At 67.1% G+C, this 23,032-nt stretch carries 23 protein-coding genes; 12 read left to right on the top strand and 11 right to left on the bottom strand.

The window, feature by feature from the left end; translation table 11 throughout:
• Window positions 1-9 precede the first annotated feature (9 nt).
• Window positions 10-741: a TetR/AcrR family transcriptional regulator gene (locus ON22_RS32025; RefSeq protein ID WP_081595982.1), complete on the top strand. Its 732-nt coding sequence runs from the start codon at window positions 10-12 to the stop codon at window positions 739-741.
• A gap of 234 nt (window positions 742-975) precedes the next feature.
• On the opposite strand, the gene ON22_RS32020 is transcribed toward ON22_RS32025, so the two are convergent.
• Together ON22_RS32020 and ON22_RS32015 are read right to left on the bottom strand one after the other, a co-directional pair.
• Window positions 976-1,416: a hypothetical protein gene (locus tag ON22_RS32020; protein ID WP_033244858.1), complete on the bottom strand. Its 441-nt coding sequence runs from the start codon at window positions 1,414-1,416 to the stop codon at window positions 976-978.
• Between the two features lie 332 nt (window positions 1,417-1,748).
• Window positions 1,749-2,594, bottom strand: a complete 846-nt coding sequence (locus ON22_RS32015; protein ID WP_033244857.1) for a mycofactocin-coupled SDR family oxidoreductase — start codon at window positions 2,592-2,594, stop codon at window positions 1,749-1,751.
• Here ON22_RS32015 and ON22_RS32010 point away from each other — a divergent pair.
• On the top strand, window positions 2,593-2,787 hold the full coding sequence (locus ON22_RS32010; protein WP_033244856.1) for a hypothetical protein: 195 nt from the start codon (window positions 2,593-2,595) through the stop codon (window positions 2,785-2,787). The two genes, ON22_RS32015 and ON22_RS32010, sit on opposite strands and share 2 nt — an antisense overlap.
• Here ON22_RS32010 and ON22_RS32005 read toward each other — a convergent pair.
• Window positions 2,754-4,343, bottom strand: a complete 1,590-nt coding sequence (locus ON22_RS32005) for an AMP-binding protein (protein WP_051158349.1) — start codon at window positions 4,341-4,343, stop codon at window positions 2,754-2,756. The two genes, ON22_RS32010 and ON22_RS32005, sit on opposite strands and share 34 nt — an antisense overlap.
• A gap of 243 nt (window positions 4,344-4,586) precedes the next feature.
• On the opposite strand from ON22_RS32005, the gene ON22_RS32000 reads away from it, so the two are divergent.
• Together ON22_RS32000 and ON22_RS31995 are read left to right on the top strand one after the other, a co-directional pair.
• Window positions 4,587-5,060: an RrF2 family transcriptional regulator gene (locus ON22_RS32000; RefSeq protein WP_306306629.1), complete on the top strand. Its 474-nt coding sequence runs from the start codon at window positions 4,587-4,589 to the stop codon at window positions 5,058-5,060.
• A 63-nt stretch (window positions 5,061-5,123) separates the two neighbouring features.
• A complete protein-coding gene (locus ON22_RS31995; protein WP_086007839.1) occupies window positions 5,124-6,347 on the top strand; it encodes an NAD(P)/FAD-dependent oxidoreductase in 1,224 nt (407 codons plus the stop codon).
• A gap of 163 nt (window positions 6,348-6,510) precedes the next feature.
• Here ON22_RS31995 and ON22_RS31990 read toward each other — a convergent pair whose 3' ends face one another.
• Both ON22_RS31990 and ON22_RS31985 read right to left on the bottom strand, forming a co-directional pair.
• Window positions 6,511-7,719, bottom strand: coding sequence for an MFS transporter (locus tag ON22_RS31990; protein WP_033244854.1), 1,209 nt, complete (start codon window positions 7,717-7,719; stop codon window positions 6,511-6,513).
• A complete protein-coding gene (locus ON22_RS31985) occupies window positions 7,716-8,369 on the bottom strand; it encodes a GntR family transcriptional regulator (RefSeq protein WP_033244853.1) in 654 nt (217 codons plus the stop codon). Before ON22_RS31985 ends, ON22_RS31990 begins: the two co-directional genes overlap by 4 nt.
• A 521-nt stretch (window positions 8,370-8,890) precedes the next feature.
• On the opposite strand from ON22_RS31985, the gene ON22_RS31980 reads away from it, so the two are divergent.
• Entirely contained in the window at window positions 8,891-9,685 is a 795-nt protein-coding gene (locus ON22_RS31980; RefSeq protein WP_033244852.1) for a thioesterase family protein, read from the top strand.
• A gap of 235 nt (window positions 9,686-9,920) precedes the next feature.
• On the opposite strand, the gene ON22_RS31975 is transcribed toward ON22_RS31980, so the two are convergent.
• A complete protein-coding gene (locus tag ON22_RS31975; RefSeq protein ID WP_033245318.1) occupies window positions 9,921-10,196 on the bottom strand; it encodes a hypothetical protein in 276 nt (91 codons plus the stop codon).
• A gap of 192 nt (window positions 10,197-10,388) precedes the next feature.
• Between ON22_RS31975 and ON22_RS31970 the strand changes: the two genes are divergently transcribed.
• On the top strand, window positions 10,389-10,970 hold the full coding sequence (locus ON22_RS31970; RefSeq protein ID WP_033244851.1) for a TetR/AcrR family transcriptional regulator: 582 nt from the start codon (window positions 10,389-10,391) through the stop codon (window positions 10,968-10,970).
• A 152-nt stretch (window positions 10,971-11,122) separates the two neighbouring features.
• On the opposite strand, the gene ON22_RS31965 is transcribed toward ON22_RS31970, so the two are convergent.
• The 5 genes from ON22_RS31965 to ON22_RS31945 all read right to left on the bottom strand — a co-directional run bounded on the left by ON22_RS31965 (window position 11,123) and on the right by ON22_RS31945 (window position 15,481).
• A complete protein-coding gene (locus ON22_RS31965) occupies window positions 11,123-11,863 on the bottom strand; it encodes a hypothetical protein (RefSeq protein WP_033244850.1) in 741 nt (246 codons plus the stop codon).
• 160 nt (window positions 11,864-12,023) lie between these two features.
• Complete coding sequence (gene dmpG, locus ON22_RS31960; protein WP_033244849.1) at window positions 12,024-13,052, bottom strand: 4-hydroxy-2-oxovalerate aldolase; 1,029 nt, start codon at window positions 13,050-13,052, stop codon at window positions 12,024-12,026.
• Window positions 13,049-14,020 carry an acetaldehyde dehydrogenase (acetylating) gene (locus ON22_RS31955; RefSeq protein WP_033244848.1) on the bottom strand — a complete coding sequence of 324 codons (972 nt, stop codon included), beginning with the start codon at window positions 14,018-14,020 and terminating at the stop codon, window positions 13,049-13,051. Before ON22_RS31955 ends, dmpG begins: the two co-directional genes overlap by 4 nt.
• Window positions 14,017-14,880, bottom strand: coding sequence for a 2-keto-4-pentenoate hydratase (locus ON22_RS31950; RefSeq protein ID WP_051158348.1), 864 nt, complete (start codon window positions 14,878-14,880; stop codon window positions 14,017-14,019). Before ON22_RS31950 ends, ON22_RS31955 begins: the two co-directional genes overlap by 4 nt.
• Window positions 14,881-14,989: 109 nt before the next feature.
• A complete protein-coding gene (locus ON22_RS31945) occupies window positions 14,990-15,481 on the bottom strand; it encodes an SRPBCC family protein (protein ID WP_033244847.1) in 492 nt (163 codons plus the stop codon).
• A 121-nt stretch (window positions 15,482-15,602) separates the two neighbouring features.
• Here ON22_RS31945 and ON22_RS31940 point away from each other — a divergent pair, with 121 nt between their 5' ends.
• The 6 genes from ON22_RS31940 (at window position 15,603) to ON22_RS31910 (ending at window position 22,859) form a co-directional block, all read left to right on the top strand.
• Window positions 15,603-16,370, top strand: coding sequence for an IclR family transcriptional regulator (locus ON22_RS31940; protein WP_033244846.1), 768 nt, complete (start codon window positions 15,603-15,605; stop codon window positions 16,368-16,370).
• Between the two features lie 18 nt (window positions 16,371-16,388).
• Window positions 16,389-17,123: an ATP-binding cassette domain-containing protein gene (locus tag ON22_RS31935; RefSeq protein WP_033244845.1), complete on the top strand. Its 735-nt coding sequence runs from the start codon at window positions 16,389-16,391 to the stop codon at window positions 17,121-17,123.
• 288 nt (window positions 17,124-17,411) lie between these two features.
• A complete protein-coding gene (locus tag ON22_RS31930; RefSeq protein WP_033244844.1) occupies window positions 17,412-18,896 on the top strand; it encodes an SDR family oxidoreductase in 1,485 nt (494 codons plus the stop codon).
• Between the two features lie 97 nt (window positions 18,897-18,993).
• Window positions 18,994-20,355 (top strand): cryptochrome/photolyase family protein, encoded by a 1,362-nt coding sequence (locus ON22_RS31925; RefSeq protein ID WP_033244843.1) that lies wholly within the window; start codon window positions 18,994-18,996, stop codon window positions 20,353-20,355.
• A 676-nt stretch (window positions 20,356-21,031) separates the two neighbouring features.
• A complete protein-coding gene (locus tag ON22_RS31915) occupies window positions 21,032-22,192 on the top strand; it encodes a transcription termination factor Rho, short form (protein ID WP_033244841.1) in 1,161 nt (386 codons plus the stop codon).
• Between the two features lie 49 nt (window positions 22,193-22,241).
• Complete coding sequence (locus ON22_RS31910) at window positions 22,242-22,859, top strand: TetR family transcriptional regulator (RefSeq protein WP_051158347.1); 618 nt, start codon at window positions 22,242-22,244, stop codon at window positions 22,857-22,859.
• Window positions 22,860-23,032: the final 173 nt, after the last annotated feature.

Below are 23,032 nucleotides of genomic sequence, written 5' to 3'. Positions count from 1 at the left end.
GTTTCGACCATGACGCGAAGCCGGGTGCGGACCGGCCGGGAGGCACGCCCGGCCGCCGCACCCTCGCGCGCGCACCGGGAAACCACAGCGCAGCCGGATCCGGCCGGGGATTACACAGGCCCGGATCCGGACCTGCCGACAGATCAACGCCTCGTCCTCGCCGCGGAACGGCTGTTCGCCGAACGCGGTATCGACGCAGTGTCACTACGCTCGGTGATGGCAGAGGCCGGCGCGAATGTCGCCTCGGTCCACTACCATTTCGGCTCCAAGGACGCCCTGGTCGAAGCGCTGATCAGCCGCCGCAGCGAACAATTGCACGCCCGCCGCGCCGAATTGCTCGACGCGGTCGAGAAATCCGGGACACCCGACGCCCGCGCCCTCGCCGACGCCTTCGTCCGCCCGGTCGGCGAACTGGCGGCCGCCGGCGGCACACCGTGGATCCGCCTGGTCGCGGGCATCATGAGCGGTAACCACCCCGCCCTGACCAGGCTGACCGAAGGTTTCGCCCCGCAGGCCCGCCGCTTCAACGCCCTGCTCCAGCAGATCGATCCGGACACCTCCCCGCGCACCCTCCGCTTCCGCCTCACCCAGGCCATGAACCTGACCTTCCAAACCCTCGGCGACCCGGAAGGTCTACAGGGCATGCTCGCACTCAGCGGCACCCGCCTCTCCCCCGGCGAACTCCTCGCCGAACTCATCGACACGGTCACCGCGATCCTCACCGGCCCACCCGACCGCTGAACTACGGCTCTCTGCGCCGATCGCCGAGCTCGACCACATCAGCGGCACACCGGCACTGTGAACGATCAGCTGAGCCTCCGCGAGGCTCACTCACAACTTGCCTCCGTCGGAACGCAGCGAGCAACGACGGGCACGTCACCGTGACCACGCGCAGCGGCGAGGACGGGGCTGTTCGCCACGTCCTCGCCGCCTGGAAGCCGCTGAGTTCCGGAAGTTTCTCGCGGGTCGGCTCGGTCAGGGCACTGCGCAGCCCGTGCCCGCGTTGATTCCGGAGCGGACCTCTATGGGTGCGCTGGTTACCGTGACGCCGCCTTGTTCGGCGCGGATGAAATGCGTTCCCGGGTTGGGAGGGGTCCACGTCGTCGAGGCGACGATGCCGTTCGGCGTCACAACCGCCGGGTTGAAGCCGACCATGACGTTGTTGTCGAAGAAGGTCACCGGCTGTGTGGTGTTGTCGACCGCGGCCCGCACCTGATAGGTGCAGGTGGTGCCGAAGGGCGTGCTGATGCCCATGCTCCGGCCCGGGTCGGCGCCGACGTTCTGCGGGACCGCACCGGCGCCGGGGGCCGCCAGGACGAGCGCGGTGACGACGGCGCCGAGGCCGGTGACGGCGGCCGCGGACCGGCCGGTTCGGTGGCTGATGCGGGAGCTGCTGTCGGAGTGGGTCGTAGTCATCGTTGATCACATCCCAACTGGTTCCATCGTGCGGACCCGGACGGCCCGCTCGCGAGCTGTTTTCGTGGAACTTGTCCAGCGTTTCAGTGCTGCGATGGTCGTTGTCGACGGCGCTCAACGGCGGTACCCAGTTTATCCCCCGATACACCGGCCGGGTCCAAGGGATGGACGGCATCGGTGTGATAACGACTCGAACCTGTGGCCCCGGGCGCATCCCTCAGTGGCCGGCCCGGTATCAACTGCCTCGAATTCGGACGCACCCCCACCGAGATCCGGTGGGGGTGCGTTCCGCTGGGTTGTCAGGGGAGTTCGTCACTCCCCTCGGTCCGGTCCTACAGGCCGGGGAATTTCTCGGAGGTGCCGAGGTCCACGGGCAGGGCGGCGCCGGTGATGCCCCGGCCGGTATCACCGACCAGGTACAGGACGGCGTCGGCGATCGCCTCGGCTTCGAGCCAGGGCTGCGGCAGCAGGTTGAGCTTCTGCATGATGTCCGCGGTGTCCTCGAGTACCGGGTTCTCGAGGTCCGGGCGGAAACCACGCACCATCGGCTCGTTATCGATCATGCTCGTGCGAATGTTCCCGGGATGCACCGAGTTCACGCGGATATTCGCCCACGCCAACTCGTTGGCCAGCGATTTGGCCAGACCGCGCACAGCGTGCTTGGCAGCGACGTAGTGCGCGATACCCGGGACCCCACGCAGGCCCGCCATCGAACTGATCAATACGATCGATCCGCCGCGGTCGCCGGAGATGATATGCGGCACAGCGACTTTTGTCGTCTGCCAGACGCCGGTGGCATTGATGTCCATCATCTCGCGGAACTCGTCCGGGGTGAGTTCCCAGGATGCCTTCGGCGAGGCGGCTATACCCGCGTTGGCGACGACGATATCCAGCCGGCCGAAACGTTCGACACCGGCGTCCACGGCGTGCTGCAACGGCTCCAGGTCGCGAGTGTCGGCGACCGCCGTGACGATGCTGCGGCCCTCGGCTTCGACCAGTTTCGCGGTCTCGGCGAGATCGGCCTCCGTCGCCATCTCGTATCCCGCGGTCGCGATCGGGGCGCAGCGGTCGACGGCGATGATATCGGCGCCTTCCGCCGCCATCTTCACAGCATGCGCGCGGCCCTGCCCGCGCGCCGCGCCGGTGATGAACGCAACCTGGCCGGTGAGCTTGCCCATGGCACTCCTCTTCATGTCGAAACTGCTGGTCGCCCGGATCCTGCTGGGCGGTAACCGGGACGGCGCTACCCCGGCCGGTCACGGGTGGCAACTACCGCTCGTCCACGCCGGACAGCTCGTGGCCCGCCGTACGCACGAGTCCGCAGTCGCCACCGGGTATCAGTTCACTTGCCGGCCGTCGCCCCAGTACTGAGCGCGCAGCGCTTTCTTGTCCGGTTTGCCGAGCGGACTGAGCGGGATACTGTCGGCGAAATCGACCGTCTTGGGCGTGTAGACCGCACCCTTACGGTCCTTCACCAGGGCCTGCAGCTCCTCGACCTCCACCGACTGCCCGTCGCGGAGCACCACGACCGCCTTGACGGCTTCGCCCCATTTCTCGTCGGGCACACCGATCACCGCGGCCGCGCTCACCGCGGGATGAGCGGACAGGACGTCCTCGACCTCACGCGGATAGACATTGAACCCGCCGGACACGATCATGTCCTTCTTGCGGTCGACGATGTAGAGGAAACCCTCCTCGTCCTGGCGGGCGATATCGCCGGTGTGCAGCCAGCCGAATTCCGTTGCCTCGGCGGTCTGTTCGGGTTTGTTGAGGTAGCCGTTCATCACCAGCGGGCCGCGGACACACACCTCGCCCGGTTCGCCCTGGGGAACCTCGTTGCCCTTCTCGTCGAGCAGCGCGACATTGAGCCACGGGACCGGCCGGCCGCAGCTGGCGAGGCGTTCCGGTTTGGTCAGGTCGTGGTCGGCGCGGCGCAGCACCGAGATGGTCATCGGGCTCTCGGCCTGGCCGTAGAACTGGAAGAAGATCGGGCCGAATTTCTCGACGGCCTCGGCCAGCCGGGTCGGCGAGATCGCGGAGGCGCCGTAGAACACGGTCTTCAGGCTGGACAGATCGTATTTGTCCAGGTCGGGGCTGTCGAGCAGCGCGTACAGCATGGTCGGCACCAACATGGTCGCGGTGATCTTGTACTTCTCGATCGCCTCGAGGACCTTGGTGGGATGGAAGTAGGGCAGCACCACAATGGAGCCACCCTGCTGCGCTGTGGGGTTCCAGAACGCGGCACCGGCATGGCTCAGCGGGGTGCATACCAGGAAGCGGACCTCGTCCGGCCATTCCCATTCGGTCATCTGGATGCGCAGCATGGTGGCGCTGCCGCGGAAACTCATCTCGACACCCTTGGGTTTCCCCGTGGTGCCACCGGTGTAGGCCAGGCTCATGGTCGCATTGGGATCGACCTTGGGCGAGTTCAGCCGGTCGGGAGTGAATCCGGCGGCCAGCTCGATGAGGTCGGTGCCGGATTCGGAAGGGCCGAACGAGAACAAGTTCTGCAGGCCGGGCACCTTCTCGCGCAATTGCGCGGCGCGCTCATCGAAACCGGCGGGGTCGAAGATGAGGGTTTCCACGCCCGCGTCCTCGAGGACGTAGGCGTGGTCATCGAGCGAACCCATCGGATGCAGCGCCATCGCCCGCGACCCGTTCACGTTGTTCGCGCCCTGGGCGAAGATGACCTCGGGCCGGTTGGCCGACAGCACCGCCACCGGTGAGCCCACGCCGAGCCCGGCCGAGGCCAGCGCCTGCGCGAACCGGCTGATCTGATCCCGCACGTCGCGGTAGGTGAGCGTGGCGTCGTCGATATGGACCGCGGTGCGGTCGGCATAGCGTTCGAGGGCCTTGCCCAGCAGGTCCACCGCGAGGGGCTCGCGGTGCAGCAGGTCGGTGTCGTCGACGTGCGGTTCAGTGTTCATTCGTCTGCCTTTCGGGCCTGCTCGCACGAGCGGCCCCGCGAAGTTGACCGGCGCTCCGGGGCGGCCCCGAGCCGTGGGCGCCCCACAGGGTGCCGCGACCCGGAGCCGTCCACCGAGGCTCGCAAACCGAGGAAAACTATAACACGTTCTACTTTGCCCTATCGGGGAATCTTCGACTTCTCCAGGCCCGCCTCTCACACTTGCCACGGGGCAAAGGGGACATTTACTATCCCCATTGTGAAGATGGGCGAGGGCGTCGAATGGAGCCTGCACTGCTGCGTGACCCTGACCTGGGCCGAGGAGCACTGGCCGGTGCCGATCGCGCGCCTGGCCGCCTGGTTCGACCTACCTGTGGAGTACCTGAAAAAACGCCTGCAGGCCCTGGTCCGCGCCGGCATCCTCACCTCGACACCAGGCGTCCGGGGCGGATTCGGCCTGGCCCGGCCGCCGGAACAGATCACACTGCTCGACGTGGTGACCGCCATCGAGGGCGGTACGGACCCGTTCCGCTGCACCGAAATCCGGCAGCGTGGACACAGCGGGCGCACCGCTACGACCGATTTCGCCCACCAGTGCGGTATCGCTGCGGCCATGCGCCGCGCGGAACTGGCCTGGCGGCGCGAACTGGCGGCGCAGACCATTGCCGATCTCGCCGCCGCGGCACCGGCGGGTTCCGCGGAACGCACCCGTCGCGAGATCGCCACCGCAGGTACCTGACCGCTCCGGGCCCGCGACCGGCCCGGACAATTTTCGATCCCTTCAACCGAACAGGAAACGAACGTGCCCGGAATTGTCGTAGTGGGTGGCGGTTTCGCCGGTGTGTGGAGCGCAGCGGGCGCGGTGCGCGTGGCACGGGAAACGGGCCGCGAGCTACCGGTCACCCTGATCTCCCCCGGTGATGATCTGGTGATCCGACCCCGCCTGTACCAGTCCGAACCCGAACGGATGCGGGTCTCACTGGACCGGATCCTCGGGCCTGCCGGAGTGCGCCGGATCTCGGCGACGGTGACCGGAATCGATACCACCGGACAGACAGTGACCACGACCGACAAGGACGGACGCCGGGCCGAAATCGGCTACGACCGTCTGATACTCGCCACGGGAAGTGAACTCGTCCGCCCGGAACTACCCGGCGCCGGCCTACTGTTCGACGTGGACACGCTGCCCACGGCAGCAGAGCTGGATACGCATCTGAACCGGTTGGCCGATCTGCCACCCGGCGCGGGCCGGTTCACCGCCGTCGTGGTCGGTGCGGGATTCACCGGCCTGGAGATCGCCACCGAACTGATGGACCGGCTCGGCACGGTTGCCGCGGCCTCCACGCCCGGCGAGCAGGTGCGGGTGGTGCTGGTGGAGCGGGCAGACACCCTCGGACCGGAACTCGGCCCCGGCCCGCGCCAGGAGATCGCCGACGCCCTCGATGCCCTCGGTGTGGAACACCGGCTCGGTGTGAGCGTGGCAGCGGTGGAGCCGGATCGGGTCACGTTGTCCGACGGCACCCACCTCGCCACCCACACCGTGATCTGGACCGCGGGGATGCGTGCCAGTGGGCTCACCGCCGGAATCCCGGGGGTCCGCGATCGGCTCGGCCGTCTGGAAGTGGACGCGAACCTGGCGGTTACCGGTGTACCGGCGGTGTACGCGGCCGGTGATACCGCCGCCGCGGCGGCCGAACCGGGGCAACAGGTCATGCAGTGCTGTCAGCACGCCCTGCAACTGGGTAAGTTCGCGGGCCACAACGCTGCTGCCGATCTACTCGGACTCCCCGCGGCGCCGTTCACCGCGACCCCGTACGTCACCTGCCTCGACCTGGGCTCGTACGGGGCGGTCTTCACCAACGGGTGGGACCGCCGCGTCGTGGCGACCGGGGCGGTCGCCAAGGAACGTAAGCGCAAGGTGAACGAACTGTGGATCTACCCGCCCACCGACGACCCGGACGAGCTCCTGCGGCAGGCCGACTACCGGTTCTCGGTCCGGCAGATCACCGAGCACCCGACGGTTTGAGCAACCGTGCCTGTCATCGGGGACCCGACCAGGTCTCGCGCTCTATCCGATACGCGCGCAGCTGCCGGTGCTGCGAGTCCTCGCCGATCCGCAGATACCTGGAGTTCACTCCGGCGCCCGAAATTCCGCACCGCAGCCTCCTGCGCAGGGATGGTGGCGCCGATCATCCAGCCGGAGCCAGTTCTTTCTCATGTGCATCGGCCCTCGCACGCGCAGGCAGATGTGCCCGGGAATGGCGCAGGATCATCGCGGTGCCCGATAACGCCACCAGCACCAGGCCACCGAGCAGAACCGGGTACCCGGTGGCCGAGTTCAGCAGGCTCAGCAGCGACGGCAGCAGGAAGCCGAGATAGGCAAGCGCATAGTAGGCGCCGGTGAGGGCCGCGAGTTCGTGCGGCGCCGCGAGCCGCTGCACTTCCAGCAGACCGGAGACCAGCGCGATTCCGTACGCACAACCCAGTGCGATCGCGGCAACGAGCGCCAGCACCGGTGAGCGGACGATGGCAGCGAACATGCTGACCAGCAGGCCCAGCGGCATCAGCATCATCGAAGCGATCACCGCGCGGGCGCTGGTGGCGCGGTCGAGCCGTTTCGCCAGCGGTTGCACAAGGGTGCCCGCAACCAGCGTGCCGACGGTCAGGGTCGTCGAATACAGCAGGCTCCACCGGCCCACCCGGTCGCCGACGAGCTGCGGCATGATCGCGTACGCCACTGCCGCCGCCCCGAAGATCCACGGTGCCATCGGCATGATCACCCGGCGGAAACGCGGATGACGTAAACCGCCGAACTGACCACGGGCAGGCCCCCCGGCCGTCCCGGTCTCCGGCACTCGGAACACGAACGGCAGGACCGCGAGTGTGAGCAGCGCATGCACGAGATAGGGGGCGACCATCGGCGCCGGACCCCATTGCGCGAGCCCGCCGGCGACGGCCGCACCCAGCGCGAAACCCGCGGTGAGGCAGAGGGCGGCCCGGCGGGCGCCGGTGCCCGGGGCAGCGCCGGCACGGTCGCTCAGTTCGGTGACCCAGGTGGTCCCGACCGCCATCGCCACCGCGACCCCGAATCCGGTGACCAGGCGTCCGGCAGCGATCCAGCCGATGCCGAATGACCCGGCCGCGAGCAGCAGACTCGCGATGAGAGAGGCCGATACTCCGGCGAGTGCGACAGGGCGGCGGCCGAAACGTTCCGACAGCGTGCCCGTCAGCAGCAGACCGGGGACGAGGCCGAGAACGTAGGCGCCGAGCAGCGCGTTCACGGTGAACGCCGAATAGCCGGCGTCCCGGTACATCACGAGTAACGGCGTGAACTGGTTACCGCCCCACGCGCAAGCGAAGATCATGGCCAGAACCACCGATATGGAACGGTCCCTCATCGCCGGTGCGTCCCGTCCAAATGGGCCCGTAGGGCGGTGGTGAATGCGGCGGTATCCCCGGATTCGATGATCTCGATCAGTTCACCGTGCTCACGCAGGACGACCTGGATATGGTCGGGCATCGGCCCCAGCGCGGCCACGTTCATCCGCCGCTGCCGGTCGGCCAGCCCGGTGTAGAAGCGGATCAGCAGGGCGTTCCCACCGGCTTCGACCAGGGTGCGGTGAAACCGTTCGTCGGCCTCCGCGAAGGCATGCAGGTCCGCGTTCGCCGCCCGTTCGCGTTGCACCTCGAGCGCGGCCCGTAGTTGTTCCACGGCCGCCGGTATCCGCTCCGGGCTGCGCAGCAGCCGGCGCACCGCGGCGCTCTCCACCGCTTCCCGGGCGTCCAGCACATCCTCGGCCTCACCCGGCGGGACGGGCGCCACGATGGCGCCGCGCTTCGGGACCAGGGTCAGCAACTCTTCGGCCTGTAACCGGACGAAGGCCTCCCGTACCGGGGTCCGGCTCAAGCCGAGCCGGCCGGCGATCTCGGTTTCGCTGAACAGATGGCCGCCCGGGAGTTCGCCGGAGAGCACCAGTTCTTTGGTGAGCCGGTAGGCGCGATCGGCGGCGCTCGTCGCGGACTGGGCTGGGTCGGAATCGGTCGGCACCCTGCGACTCTATCTGATAGATACAAGCTTGTATGCAAGCATGTACCCCATCTCACTACCGCGATCCGGTGCCATGAGCCGGCATCACCCCGCTGATCCGGGTTCGCGTGCGATCCGGGGGCCCGGACTGTGCACCCAGCGCCGGGACCGGCACCACCATCGCCCCACCGCAGTGCGGATGAGCGCTGGGTACCTGCCCGGCGGACTCTCCTCCTCGAAGAGCGCCGATTCGGCCAGGCCGATCCGTGCGGCTGCGGGCCGGTGACCACGTCCAGCAGACCCACTCGTCGCCGGCGGACGTCGGCCGACGCCGCGGCCGCCGATCACCCGGCCTCTGTGACCGTGCCCGCTGCTGCGACGGCGCGGTCCGCGACGACGTGCGAGGAGGCCGCAACGACCCGGCAACCACGGATCGGCCGGCTCGTTCCCCGCATACCGCACCGCGGGAGCGGTCGGAGCGCTGGTACAGGCGCTCGGTAACGTCAGACCGGTACGACCCAGCGGCGAGAACGGACAACCACGTGAACGAGGCCTTCTACCTGCCCGACCCGGCAGACCCGCGGCGGTTCGTCTCCACCGAGCTCACCCGCGGCCCGTGGTCACCCGACGCCCAGCACGCCGGCCCGCCGTCCGCCCTGCTCGGGCATGTGATCGAACGATGCGAACCCCGGCCCGGCTTCCAGGTGGGGCGGGTCGCGGTGGAAATCCTCGGCCCGGTCCCGCTGGCCCCGCTCACCGCGGAGGCCCGGGTGGTGCGGCCCGGTCGCAGTGTCGAACTGATCGAGGCCACCCTGTCCACCGAACGCGGGCCGGTGATGCGGGCCAACGCCTGGCGGTTCAAACTCGCGGATCCGGATCTGGATCTCCCCACCCAGTTCCTGCCCAGCGGCTCGCGACCCGGCCCCGAGCAGGCCCCCGAACCGGAGCGGTTCCCCTCCACCCAGCCGGTGGGTTTCCACACCGGTATCGAATACCGTTTCGCCGCCGGCTCGTTCTCCGAACCAGGACCGGCCGTGTGCTGGATCCGGTTGAAGTATCCGATCGTCGCGGGCACCACGCCGAGCCCGCTGGAACGCACCCTCGCCGCCGCCGACTCCGGTAACGGGGTCAGTTCAGTCCTGGATTGGAACAGCTACCTGTTCATCAACACCGATCTGACGGTCACCCTGCACCGGCAGCCGGCCGGCGAGTGGGTATGCCTGGATGCGGTCACCCACCCGCAGCCGCACGGGATCGGCCTGGCCGAATCGGCGCTCTTCGACGAGAAGGGCCCGCTGGGCCGCAGCACTCAGACACTGTTCCTCGGCCCCCGCTGACACGCACAGCCCGCCCGGCGGGACAACCGGCTGCCACCGAACCGTGCGCCCAGACCCACAGGACATCGATGCTTCCGGTTCCTGACACAACCTTGGCGGCCATCCCGGGCATCCTTGACGAGGCGTTTCCGGATCCGGATGTGCCACGACGGTCAGGCGCCGCCGGGAGCACCCGGCGGCACGGCATTCACCGGCTCACGGCCGGCACAGGGTGCGGCCTGCCCAGCATTCGATTCTATCGGAACGCGCCGCGCATACCGTGGAACACGGTCATCATCAGACCACCTGCACAGCACGCCGCGAACCCGGGCCACCAGTGCGCCGCAAGGTCGGCCCCGTAGCCGAGGAGTACGGCGATGATCAGCCCGAACGCCCCGGCGAGCGCATTGCGGATCGGGGCGTTCCCGAGCACGTTCGGAAACTCCTCCCCCATCATCCCTTTGGCGAAATGCGGGAAGGCGTTCACACCGAGCACACCCGCGAGAAAAGCCAGAACAACCGTTTGCCACATCAGAGCACCTCATTCGGTCAACGCTTGTAGGCTGAAATTAGCACGGCCGCCCGGTTTCGGTCAACACTTGTTGCCCGAAACGATGTGGTGTCCACCGCGTCACCGCGGGCCCGGAACTGCCGACGGCGCCGCGGGACACCGTCATCCCGGCACGAAGGCCGGCCACACAAGAGGCGGCCCTAGGCTGGTCATGTGTCCGAACCAGCGCCGACCCGAGCCGAACAACGCCGCCGCACCCACGAGCGGATTCTGCGCGCGGCCACCCGCCTGTTCGCCGAATCCGGCTACGAACGCACCACCATCCGCGCCGTGGCCGCCGCGGCGGAAACCGACCCGAGCCTGGTCATGCGGCACTTCGGCTCCAAGGAAGAGTTGTTCGCGCGAGTCTCGGTTCCCGAACCCGACGAACCTGTCAGCGGCACCCCACAGCAAGCCGCCGAACAACTTCTCGACGGATTGGCCGGCAAACTCCGCACCCCCGATACCGCGACCCTGGCCGCCCTCCGCACAATGCTCACGCATACCGAAACCGCCGATACGGTGCGCACCGCGATGACCGAACGGCAACGGCAGGCGGCCCGGCATCTGGACCCCGATGACGCGGACCTGCGTGCGGGCCTGATCGGCGCCCTCACGATCGGGGTCGTGATCAGCCGCCACCTCCTCGGCCTGGACGCCGTCCGCGACGCGACCCCCGCACGCATCATCGAACTCCTCCGCCCGGCCGTCCACGACATCGCCCACGGAGCCGCCGACGACGAACTGCCGGCATGAAGCCCCCGCCATTGCCCGCCGGCCCCGAAGTCCGCGCGGCACCGGAAGATCCCGACCGGACAGGTACTCGTCCCGAATCCGGATCGCCCGGTCCCCGGGGATGCGGTCCATCACTGCGCGCGCATCGGCCGGTAGCCCGGTCCAGGTAAGAGTCAGCGTTTCGGAATGGGCAACATGTCCTGCTGTCGCCGGATCGGCAGGATCGCCTCGGTGTCGAAAAGATCCGGATCATCCGGGTCGAGGAGCAGTAGTCGCCAAGGCGACGGTTCGCTGGCGAGATCACGCGCCAGCCAGACACCGCCGGCCTCAGGACCGAACACTTCCGACAACGGCACAACCCACCGGCCGCCGAACAGTTTTCGTGCCGCCTCGTCGGCGCGGTCGTCGGTTTCGAGGCGACCCAGCCAGTTTCGCGCCGCGGCGTAGATACGCTGCGCTTCCGGCGCGGGCAGCGCGTGGTCGACGAGCAGCACGGTTTTGCCGTAGCCGTCGCCCGCGGTGACCTTGAACCGTGTCGAGAACGCATGGACCTCGACGGCTCGGGCCAGTGCCCGGGCATGGATTTCGCGCAGCCTGGCTTCTCGTTTGCGGCGGCCTCGCGCGTAGACGAAGGCCGCTCCGCACACCAACGCGGCGATCACCACCGCGGTGGCCCCTTTGTCGATACCGCTGTCGGCGGACCAACCGGTCACGAGGCTGTTGCCGATCAGTACCGCGAGCAGTCCCAGTCCGGCCGCGAACAGGACATATCCCCGAGGAACGTCGACGTGCCGGCAGAAATCCTCGTAGCGTTTCCACGGCGGCAGGGCAGAGCGCCGCCGCATCTTCCCGTCCTCGGGACGCGTCTGCGCCCAGATCGTTTCCGGCTCGGCCGGCCAGCCACCTACCTGCATCGTTCCATTGAAACCCGAGATCGTTGCCCGGGTGAACGGATCGGCATCGATGGCCGGGGGAATACTCGCAGGCGCTCGCCGGGACCCGTTACAGTCCGGGAACGCAAAAGGTCGCCGGGGGAACGCGTTACGATGCGCACCCTCCGGCGACCTAGCCGAATCAGACGGCCTGCTTCTCGCCTTCCCGTTCGGCCACCATCGTCAACGCGATATCGACGATCATGTCCTCCTGGCCACCCACGAGCCTGCGCCGCCCGGCTTCCATGAGCAGGGTGCGCACATCGATCCCGTACCGCTCACTCGCCGCTTCCGCATGCCGCAGGAAGCTGGAGTAGACACCGGCGTAACCGAGGGTGAGGGTTTCGCGGTCCACCCGCACCGGCCGGTCCTGCAGCGGCCGGACCAGATCGTCGGCAGCGTCCTGGAGGGAGAAGACATCGCAGCCGTGCTTCCAGCCGAGGACATCGGCGACCGCCACGAACGCCTCGATCGGGGTGTTTCCGGCGCCCGCACCGTGGCCGGCCAGCGAGGCATCGACCCGGGTGACGCCGTTCTCGACCGCCACCACCGAATTCGCCACCGACAGCGACAGATTCTCGTGCGCGTGGATACCGAGTTCGGTATTCGGATCGAGCACATCGCGGTAGGCGTGGATCCGGTCGCGCACGCCGTTCATGGTGAGACGGCCACCGGAATCGGTGACGTAGACGCAGTGCGCGCCGTAGCTCTCCATGAGTTTCGCCTGCTCGGCGAGCTGGGCGGGTTCGGCCATATGGCTCATCATCAGGAAGCCCGAGACGTCCATGCCGATCTCGCGGGCGGTCGCGATGTGCTGGGCGGCGACATCGGCCTCGGTGCAATGGGTCGCGACCCGCACCGACCGCACACCCAGACCCCAGGCGCGCCGCAGATCCTCGGCGGTGCCGACACCGGGCAGCAGCAGGCTGGTCAACCGGGCGTTCTTGATATTCGCCGCGGCGGCCTCGAGCCAGGTCCAGTCACTGTGCGAACCCGGCCCGTAGTTCACCGAACCGCCGGCCAGCCCGTCACCGTGCGCGACCTCGATCGCGTCGACACCTGCGGCGTCGAGCGCGGCCACGATCTTGCCTACGTTCTCCGGGGTGATGCGGTGACGGATGGCGTGCATCCCGTCGCGCAGGGTCACATCCTGAACGAAAACCGAGGTCATCGAGCATTCTCCTTTTCCTGGCTGTTCTGCGCGATCCGCTCCGCGACCTGCAGACCGGCCGAGGTCATGATGTCGAGGTTGCCGGCATAGGCGGGCAGGTAATGGGCCGCGCCCTCGACCTCGAGGAACACCGACACGCGGTGGGTCGGGAACAGGGCGTTGTCCTTGGCGAGCAGGGTGTGCACCGGCTGATCCTGCGGGATCGGGTCGATCTGCACTTCCTGCTTGAGCCGGTAGCCCGGCACATAGGCCGCGACATCGTCGACCATCTTCACCACCGACGCCTTGATCTGCGCGTGGGAATCCTCATCGGGCGCGTTGACCAGGCAGAACACCGTATCGCGCATGATCAGCGGCGGTTCGGCCGGATTCAGGATGATCACCGCTTTACCGCGTTCCGCACCGCCCACGGTTTCGATGGCGTGCGCGGTGGTTTCGGTGAACTCGTCGATATTGGCGCGGGTACCCGGACCGGCGGATTTCGAGGCGATGGACGCCACGATCTCGGCATAGGGCACCGGCACGACCCGCGAAACCGCGGCCACGATCGGGATCGTCGCCTGGCCACCGCAGGTCACCATGTTCACGTTCTGCGCGCCGAGATGCTCCTCGAGGTTCACCGGCGGCACCACGAACGGGCCGATCGCGGCGGGTGTGAGGTCGATCAGGCGTTTGCCGAGCGGCGCGAGGCGGGCGTGGTTCTGCTCGTGCGCCTTCGCCGAGGTGGCGTCGAAAACGATCTCGATCTCGTCGAAATTCGGCAGTGCGATCAAGCCTTCGACACCCTCGTGGGTGGTCGGGACCTTCATGCGGGCGGCGCGGGCCAGACCGTCGGACTCGGGGTCGATACCGACCATCGCGCCCATTTCCAGGAACCGGGAATGCCGCATGACCTTGATCATCAGATCGGTGCCGATATTGCCCGACCCGATGATCGCGACCTTGGTGCGTTTGTTGTTGTCACTCACTGGGAGACCTCCGAAGCGGTGGTGAAGGAAGCCGAAACCGTCCCGAGGCCGGAGATGGCGGCGGTGACGGTGGCGCCGGGGTGCAGCGGCCGCATCGGGCCGAGCGCGCCGGAGAGAATCACCTGGCCGGCGCGCAGCGGTTCACCGAAGGTGCGGGCCTGTTGCGCGAGCCAGGACAGGGCGTTGAGCGGATCGCCGAGGCAGGCGGCACCGTTGCCGGTGGAGACTTCTTCCCCGTCGATGCTCATGCTCATGGTGACGTCGATGGGATCGAAGTCGTCGAGGGTGCGACGCTCGGTGCCGAGCACATAGAGCCCGCTCGAGGCGTTGTCGGCGACGGTATCGGCGAAGGAGATGTTCCAGTCGGTGATCCGGCTGTCCACGATCTCCAGCGCGGCCATCGCCTCGGCGACCGCGGCGCGGCACTGGGCGATATCGAGCGGCCCCTCGGCGAGGTCCGCACCCAGGAGGAAGGCGACCTCGGCCTCGGCCTTGGGTTGCAGCAGCCGGTCGATCGGGATCACGTCGCCGTCGGTGTAGGCCATATCGGAGAAAAGCACCCCGAAATCGGGCTGATCCACACCCAGCTGCTGCTGCACGGCCTGCGAGGTGGCACCGATCTTGCGCCCGACCACCGTGACGCCCGCGGTGACCCGGGCGGCATTGAACCGCTCCTGGATCCGGTAGGCCGTGGCGACATCGTCGGGACTGATCAAACCCTCGCGCAGCGGCGCACAGGTCTTACGTGTCTCGGCTGCGGTGATCAGACGTTGCGCGGCGCGGGCGACGATGGACTCGTCGACACCCGATGCGCTGGTGTCCTCGACAGTGGTTGCCACCACTACCTCCGTTCTCCTCATCGTTGGGTGGTACCAGTGCACACCTCTGCGCCCCAGCTGAACAGCGAAATGGTCCACTGACTGGACCATTTTGCCGAGGATTCGCCGCGATTCCGTCTCGACCTGCCGATCAGTACTTCGGGAACGGCTGTCCGGTACCGGTGGTGATCAGTTGCCGCAGGCTTGTCTCGATATAGAACTTCCAGCCGCGCGAGCATTCCTCGAAGCATTCGGACTCGGCGGAGTTCAGGCCCTTGTGGATGAAGTGCAGGGTGGCGCCTTCCGGGGTGCCGGTGATGTCGAAGACGACCTCGGTACCGGTCCACTCGTGCCGGTCATCAATGAAGGTGAGGTCGGAATCCACGACGTGCCAGACGACCCGCTCGCCCGGTACGACCTCGGTGATGCGGAATCGGCTGAACCGGATGCCCTCCTTCTTCTCCCGGGCCGTCTCGCCCGCGTACTTGCTGTCGTCGGTGAAGACGAATTCGTCGTACCGGGCGGCGGTGTCGCCGATGATGTTCTCGCTCCACCATTTGCGCACGTCGGTGACGGCGGCGAACACCTCGTCGGGCGTGTGGTCGATGTTGATGGTGGCGGTCAGATGATGGGTGTCCGACATTTTCTTGCCTTTCTTTCCGGTGGTGTTGCCCCATGCTGCTCCCCGTGACACACCAGACCGCCGCGTCGCAGCTCAGCGATAGAATGGTCCACTGAACGGACCGACTGAGAGGAAGAGTGTCATGCCCCGACATCAGCTCGACGACCGGTCCGTCCTGGGCCGCGCACTGCTGATCCTGGAGGCATTCGGTGTCGAGGATCAGGCCGTCGGACTGTCCGAACTCACCCGGCGCACCGGCCTGCCCAAAGCGACCGTGCACCGGATGAGCCGCGATCTGGTCGCGGCCCGTCTGCTCAGCGCCTCCCCCGACGGCTACCGCCTCGGCCGCGGCCTGTTCGAACTCGGGATGCGCGCGGCCACCGAACGTACCCTGCTCGAGGTCGCGATTCCCTTCCTCCAGGACCTGTTCACCCGGACCAGCGAGACCGTGCACCTCGGCGTCCGCGACGGCGACGAAGTCGTCTACATCAGCAAGATCGGCGGCCACCGTCAGGCCCGCTCCCCCTCCCGGATCGGCGGCCGGATGCCGCTGTACTGCACCGCAATCGGCAAATCACTGCTCGCCCATTCCGGCCCCGAAACGATCGACCGCATTCTCACCGGTCCACTGGTCCGCCGCACCCCGCGCACCGTGGTGGCCCCGGGCCTGCTGCGCGCCCAGCTGGCGCAGGCCGTGGAATCCGGGGTCACCTTCGAACACGAGGAATCGACCATCGGCATCGCCTGCGTCGCCGCGCCCATCCTCGACGGCAGCGAACAGCCACCCGCGGCGATCTCGGTCACCGGCCCCGTTACCCGGTTCCGCCCCGAAGCTCACGCATCGTCCGTCCAGGCAGCCGCCGCAGGTATCGCCTCCATCCTGGCCCGGCGCGCCCAAACCAACCCTTGACGAACGGAACGCCAGACCATGTCCGCTGAACTACGGTGCTTCACCGTCCACGTCGATACGGGTCGATGGAGCGATACCGTACTCACCACAGTGGACCTGCTCGTGCCACCCGGCCTCATCACCGCGCTGCTCGGCGGTCCCGGCGCCGGCAAGACGATGGTTGCGTACGCACTCACCGGCCATTTGCCCGGCACGGCACACAGCCGAGGAGAGGTGCTGATCGACGGCGAGGTCGTACCGGGTGACAGCTGGCCGGAATTGCGCGGGGGAACCGTCGGCTACATCCCGCAGGAGGGTGTTACTGCGTTCGACCCGGGCAAGACCGTGGGCGCACAGCTGCGGGAACTGGAACAGCGCCACCGTGCATGGAGTGTGCACCAAGCATGCGCCGCGGCCCACTACCCGGAATACGCTGCAGACCTGCTTCCGCACGAGAATTCGGGCGGGCAGATCCAGCGAGCCGCGCTCGCCGCCGCGCTGATCCCCGCACCGGCCGTTCTCATCGCGGACAGCCCCGCCGCCTCCCTCGACCGGGAAACCGCCTATCACGTGTGGAAATCGCTACGCGACTACGCCGACTCCGGCGCCGCTGTCCTCGCCATCAGCAACGATGTACCGATGCTGATCGCCGGCGGATTCGCCGACCGGATGGTGATCATGCACGACGGCCGCATCCTGGCCGCCGGATCACCGGCACAACTGGCCGAATCGGACGACCCACACGTTCGGGCCCTCATCCGATCCGGTCTCTGAAACCTCCGCGGCCACCAACGCCTCGGTCGACGCAGGCACGCTGCGGTTTGCCGTGTGGCTATCCGGGCACAACCTTGTCGCGCCGCCGCAGCCGGGCGACGACGGCGGCCCCCGCCACTACCAGTGCGGCAACCCCGGCGGTAGCCGCTGAGGGACTGTTCGATTTTCTTCTCTCGTGCTGATCGTGCGTCGGAGCACGGCCGCTGGGTAGTCGATTGCGTAATGTCCCTACCAGCACATACCTCTCCAGCTCAGACAATGCCTTCCCCAGAAGAAGGGTGATCGGATATGCGGTGTGTGGTTTTCGGGGCGACCGGCTATATCGGCGGGCGATTGGTGCCCGAACTCGTGCAGGCCGGGCATGAGGTCCGGGTCATGGCGCGTACCCCGGGGAAGCTGGCGGAGGTCCCGTGGCGGGACCGGGTCGAAGTGGTGCGCGGTGATGTCACCGCCGCCGGCGATGTGCGGTCAGCGGTCGCCGACCAGCAGGTCGTCTACTACCTGGTGCACTCGCTGACGCAACGCGATTTCACCGGTATCGATCAGCGCGCCGCACGGACTGTCGCGGCCGCGGCGGGATCGGCCGGGGTCCGGCGCATCGTGTATCTCGGCGGTATCGTCCCGGAGCACGTCCCGCTGTCGCGCCATCTCGCGTCCCGCGCCGAGGTAGGGGCCATTTTCCGGGAGTCGGGAGTACCCACGGTCGAACTACGTGCCGCGGTGATCATCGGTTCCGGTTCGGCCAGCTTCGAGATGCTGCGCTACCTCTCCGAACGCCTACCCGCGATGGTCACCCCGCGCTGGGTGCACAACAGGATCCAGCCCATCGCCGTCCGCGATGTTCTCTACTATCTCGTGCGATCCGCCGAACTACCCACCGACGTCAACCGCGCCTTCGATATCGGCGGACCGGATGTGCTGACCTATCTGACGATGATGCGGAAATACGCGATAGTGGCCGGGCTGCCACGGCGGCTGGTGCTACCGGTCCCGGCACTCACCCCGTGGCTTTCGGCCCAGTGGGTCAACGTAGTAACGCCCGTACCGCGTGCCCTCGCGATCCCGCTGATCGAATCCCTCGTGCACGAAATGGTGTGTCACGAAAACGATATTGCCGATCGCATTCCCGACCCCGAAGGCGGGACGACGCGATATGAGCGCGCGGTCGAACTGGCGCTGGCGCGGATCCGCAATGCACAGGTGCCGACACGGTGGTCGGATGCCGACATCGCGGGCGCCCCGTCGGACCCACTGCCCAGCGATCCGGACTGGTCCGGTGGCTCGCTCTACCAGGACATCCGTGAAAAGCCCACCGACGCCGACCCGGACACACTGTGGGCGGTCATCGAATCGATCGGCGGGGAAAACGGCTGGTATTCGTTCCCGCTGGCGTGGTCGCTGCGTGGCTGGATCGATCGGCTCAGTGGTGGTGTCGGCCTGCGTCGCGGCCGGAAGAATCCGCAGCGGCTGCACACCGGCGAAGCCCTCGACTGGTGGCGCGTCGAGCTGATCGACCGTCCACGCCTACTGCGGCTGCGTGCCGAAATGCAGGTCCCGGGACTGGCGTGGCTGGAACTCGCCGTCGAACCGGAACCCGGCGGCGGCGCCCGCTATCACCAGCGTGCGATCTTCCAGCCGCGTGGGCTGGCCGGGCATCTCTACTGGAAGGCGATCACGCCGTTCCATGACATCGTCTTCGGTGGGATGGTCCGCAATATCATCGGCACGGCCGAACATCGGGCACCGGACGCAACGACCGGGGATTCTCGCTGAAGCCGAGACCGGCCGCGTACCTGCGCATCATCCGGAGGTCGCACATCGATCGACTTCGCGCGCATCGAAACGGCAGACCAGAACAGGATGGTGGCTCATGGCAGTGGCGATGGCGTTGTTCACACGGGACCTGCGCGTCCACGACAACCCGGTCCTGGCCGCAGCCGCGCAGGCAGCAGAGATGCTCCCGTTGTTTGTACTTGATGAAACGATATGTGCCACAGACTATCTCAGTCCGAACAAGGCCGGGTTCCTGGTGACCGCACTGGCCGATCTGAACGAAGGCCTGCGCCGATCAGGCGGGCATCTGATGGTGCGTCACGGCGATACAGTGCGCGAAGTCTGCCGATTGGTCCGGCAGTACGCAGTCGACGAAGTACATATCGCCGAGGACGTCAGCGCCTACAGCCGCCGTCGCGAAGATCAGCTGCGTACGCAGTTGGCCGCGGCGAATTGCGGGTTACGCGTACATACCGGCAGCATCACTGTGGCCGCACCCGGCCGGCTCGCCCCCAGCAGCGGCAGAGACCATTTCGCGGTTTTCACTCCCTATCACCGTCGCTGGGCCCAGCTCCCGGTGCGCACTCCGCTTCCGGTACCGCAACACATCCGGTTGCCGCACGGCGCCGGAAGCGAGCCGGTACCCGCCGCGACGGACCTCACGACCGGCGCCACTTCGCCGGAGTTGCCCCTAGGAGGCGAAACGGCGGGCCGGCGCCTGGCGCGGGACTGGTTCCGCGAGGACATCAGCACCTACGCAGATCGCCACGACGATCTCGCCGGCGACGCGACCTCACGACTTTCGCCCTATCTGCACTTCGGTTGCCTGTCGGCAACCGAACTGGTGCATCGCAGCGACTTGTCGGCACCTGGCGCCGCCGCGTTCGTGCGACAGCTGTGCTGGCGCGATTTCCACCATCAAATGCTCGCCGCCCGCCCGGAAACCGCCCACAGCGACTACCGCACGCGCAACGACCACTGGCACGTCGACACGGCGTCACTGGCTGCATGGCAGACCGGCCGGACCGGCTATCCGATTGTGGATGCCGGAATGCGCCAGCTCGCCGCACAGGGCTGGATGCACAACCGGTCCCGGATGATCACTGCGAGCTTCCTGACCAAAACGCTGTATCTGGATTGGCGTCGCGGCGCGAGGCATTTCATGGGACTCCTGGCCGACGGCGATTTGGCCAACAACCAGCTCAACTGGCAGTGGGTGGCCGGTACCGGCGCCGATACCAGGCCGAATCGAGTGCTCAACCCGATTCGGCAGGCCGACCGCTACGACCCCGACGGGACCTACGTACGCCGCTGGATACCGGAACTCGCCCACCTGCGCGGCCGCGATATCCATCGCCCATGGCGATGGCACGCGGACGGGGTCGGCGGATATCCGGCCCGGATTGTCGATCACGAGCAGGCGGCACGCGACTTCGCGGGAATACGGCAGCACGAATAGGGAAAGTGATGCAGTCCGGCCGCCGCCAGTACCTTGCTGTCCGAGGTGAAATGTCGCGCTCAGTCATGTCGCTGATCCACGTCCCGAGTGGCGAATCCGTTCGCCCACTGGGTAAAACAGTCGTGAGCTTCGGCCGCTGGAGTCAGGACCCGTACCTCGCCACCGCGGCGGGTCAGCTCCGCGGCGAGAAGCCGGACCAAGGGTGCGGTCGGCACGGCGCCCGCGTTCCGGCTGGGTGGCATCGCGGTCAACAGGATCATCGATAACCTCTCGGAACAACTGAGTAAGCCGAGCCCGAAGCTACTGACCTCGCCGGACGATTCTCTAGTAGAAGTTCGTCGCGAACTATTCGAGGAGATGCCCTTCCCACCACCGTCGAAGCGGCCGGATCGGCCAGGGAACAATGCGGCACTGTTGCGTGTTGTAGGGAGTGCCCGCTACTGTGGGTGCAGTCTTCAGCTTGTGGATGTAGGTGGACGAGTTCCCTCCCACAAGACTCCGCATTCCTCACTTCGGTGTTCGATGCCGTCGAATCGGCACAGCGTCCGGGCCGGACGGATTCCGCCCACGACGACACCGCACTCGGCCTCCGCTGTAGGCGGCGAGCGCCGGCTACAGCGTGCAGCTTTCGCGGAACCCCGATCCCTTTCAGAAACCTCACCTCAGGAGAACTTCCATGCAGCACAATACTATTCGCACACAGGCTCCCACCACCGAGGACGGTGGCATATCGGTCGCCGGCATCCTCGACATCACCGACAATCACGGTTCGCTGCGCGTCGACGGCTACCTGCCGGGACCTCGTGATGCACATGTCCCACCCCGGCTGATCCGCGAGTACGGACTCCGCCGCGGCGACACCCTCACCGGCACGGTCGCGACGGAAGGCAATAGCGCCAAGCTGCCGCCGCTGGTCCGTGTCGATAGCATCAACGGGTTGCCGCCCGGCAGCACGAAATCGCGGCCGCACTTCGCCGATCTGGTCCCCATCTACCCGGAGGACCGTTTACGTCTCGAAACCGAACCCCATGAATTGACTACGCGCGTAACCGATTTGGTCATGCCGATCGGCAAGGGGCAGCGCGCCTTGGTGGTCGCACCACCCAAAGCGGGTAAGACCACCGTCCTGCAATCCATGGCGCATGGTATCGCCAAGAACCATCCCGAATGCCAGCTGCTACTGGTTCTGGTCGGGGAACGCCCCGAAGAGGTGACCGATCTGTCCCGCGCGGTCCCGGCCGAGGTTGCCGCCGCGACCTTCGATCAGCCGGCCCGCGACCATATCGCGCTCGCCGAACTCGCCATAGAGCACGCGAAACGCCTCGTCGAAATGGGTCGCGATGTGGTGGTGCTCCTCGATTCGCTGACCCGGCTGGCCCGCGCATACAACCTGGCCGCCGCCGGGTCCGGGCGTATTCTCTCCGGCGGCGTCGACGCCGCGGCCCTGGCGCCACCGAAGAAGTTCCTCGGTGCCGCCCGCAATATCGAGAACGGCGGCTCGCTCACCATCATCGCCAGCGCCCTGGTCGAGACCGGTTCGCTCGCCGATACGGTGATCTTCGAGGAATACAAGGGCACCGGGAACGCCGAACTCAAGCTGGATCGCCACGCCGCCGACCGGCGCCTGTTCCCCGCGATCGATATCGACCGGTCGAGTACGCGCAAAGAGGAACTACTGCTGTCCCCCGAGGAGCGCACCGCCACCGGATCACTGCGTAAGACGCTCGCGGGCCGTGATCCCGGACAGGCACTGGAACTGCTGCTGACGGGTCTGCGGCAAACCGAAACCAATACCGAATTCCTCACCCAGATCCGAACCGCGGACCGATCTCACTGACAATCGTCATTGACATCTTTTATTGATATCTTTCAGTGACCGCGGTCTCATGGAGGCTGTGAACGCGCCGACGCAGCGGCCCCGGGGCCGGGAAGCTCAACGACTGGAAACCCGTAAACGGGTGTTCGAAGCTGCTGTCACGGAGTTCAAGCGCACCGGTACCGCCGGAGCCGATGTCGGCGCCATCATCGACACCGCCGGCGTCGCACGCGGCACCTTCTACTTCCATTTCCCCAGCAAAGAGCATGTACTGCTGGAGCTGGAGCGCCGCGAAGAAACCCGGATCGCGAAGGAATTCGCCCGTTTCGTCGCCCGCCCGCACGATCTCCCGGGTGCCCTCCGGAAGGCAGTCCAGCTGGTTCTGTCGGTCGAACGCCGGGTCGGTGCGATCCTGTTCAAAGATGTGCTCGGGCTGCATTTCGCCCCGACTCGTCCGCCGGACGACGAATGGACCGACCATCCACTGATCGTGCTGGTGGTCGAGGAGATCGGCCGGGCGCGCGACAACAGCGAGGCCGCGCAGGAAGTCGATCCGTTCCACAGCGCGGTGTTCTTCCTGCTCGGGCTGTATGCGCTGCTCACCACCACCAGCGATTCGAAAACCGTACGCGCCGCGATGCTCGACAACTATGTCACCGTCGCATTGCGCGGGATGGAGCCGAGATGAGCATCCGCCATCCGGCTATCGGGAACAGAACACCTCGGAGGTCCCCATGTGGCAAGACATCGTGCGCCTGATCGTCGCCTGGGGCTCCATGGGCGCCGTGATCGGGTTCTGGTACTGGGTCATGCGCAATATCGGGACATTCTGAGCCACCGGGTCAGTGAGCGACCGAGGCA

This window comes from Nocardia carnea NBRC 14403 (assembly GCF_000308515.1).
In the GTDB taxonomy this organism is placed as follows: Bacteria; Actinomycetota; Actinomycetes; order Mycobacteriales; family Mycobacteriaceae; genus Nocardia; species Nocardia carnea.
This window is presented reverse-complemented; position numbering and strand designations above follow the sequence as displayed.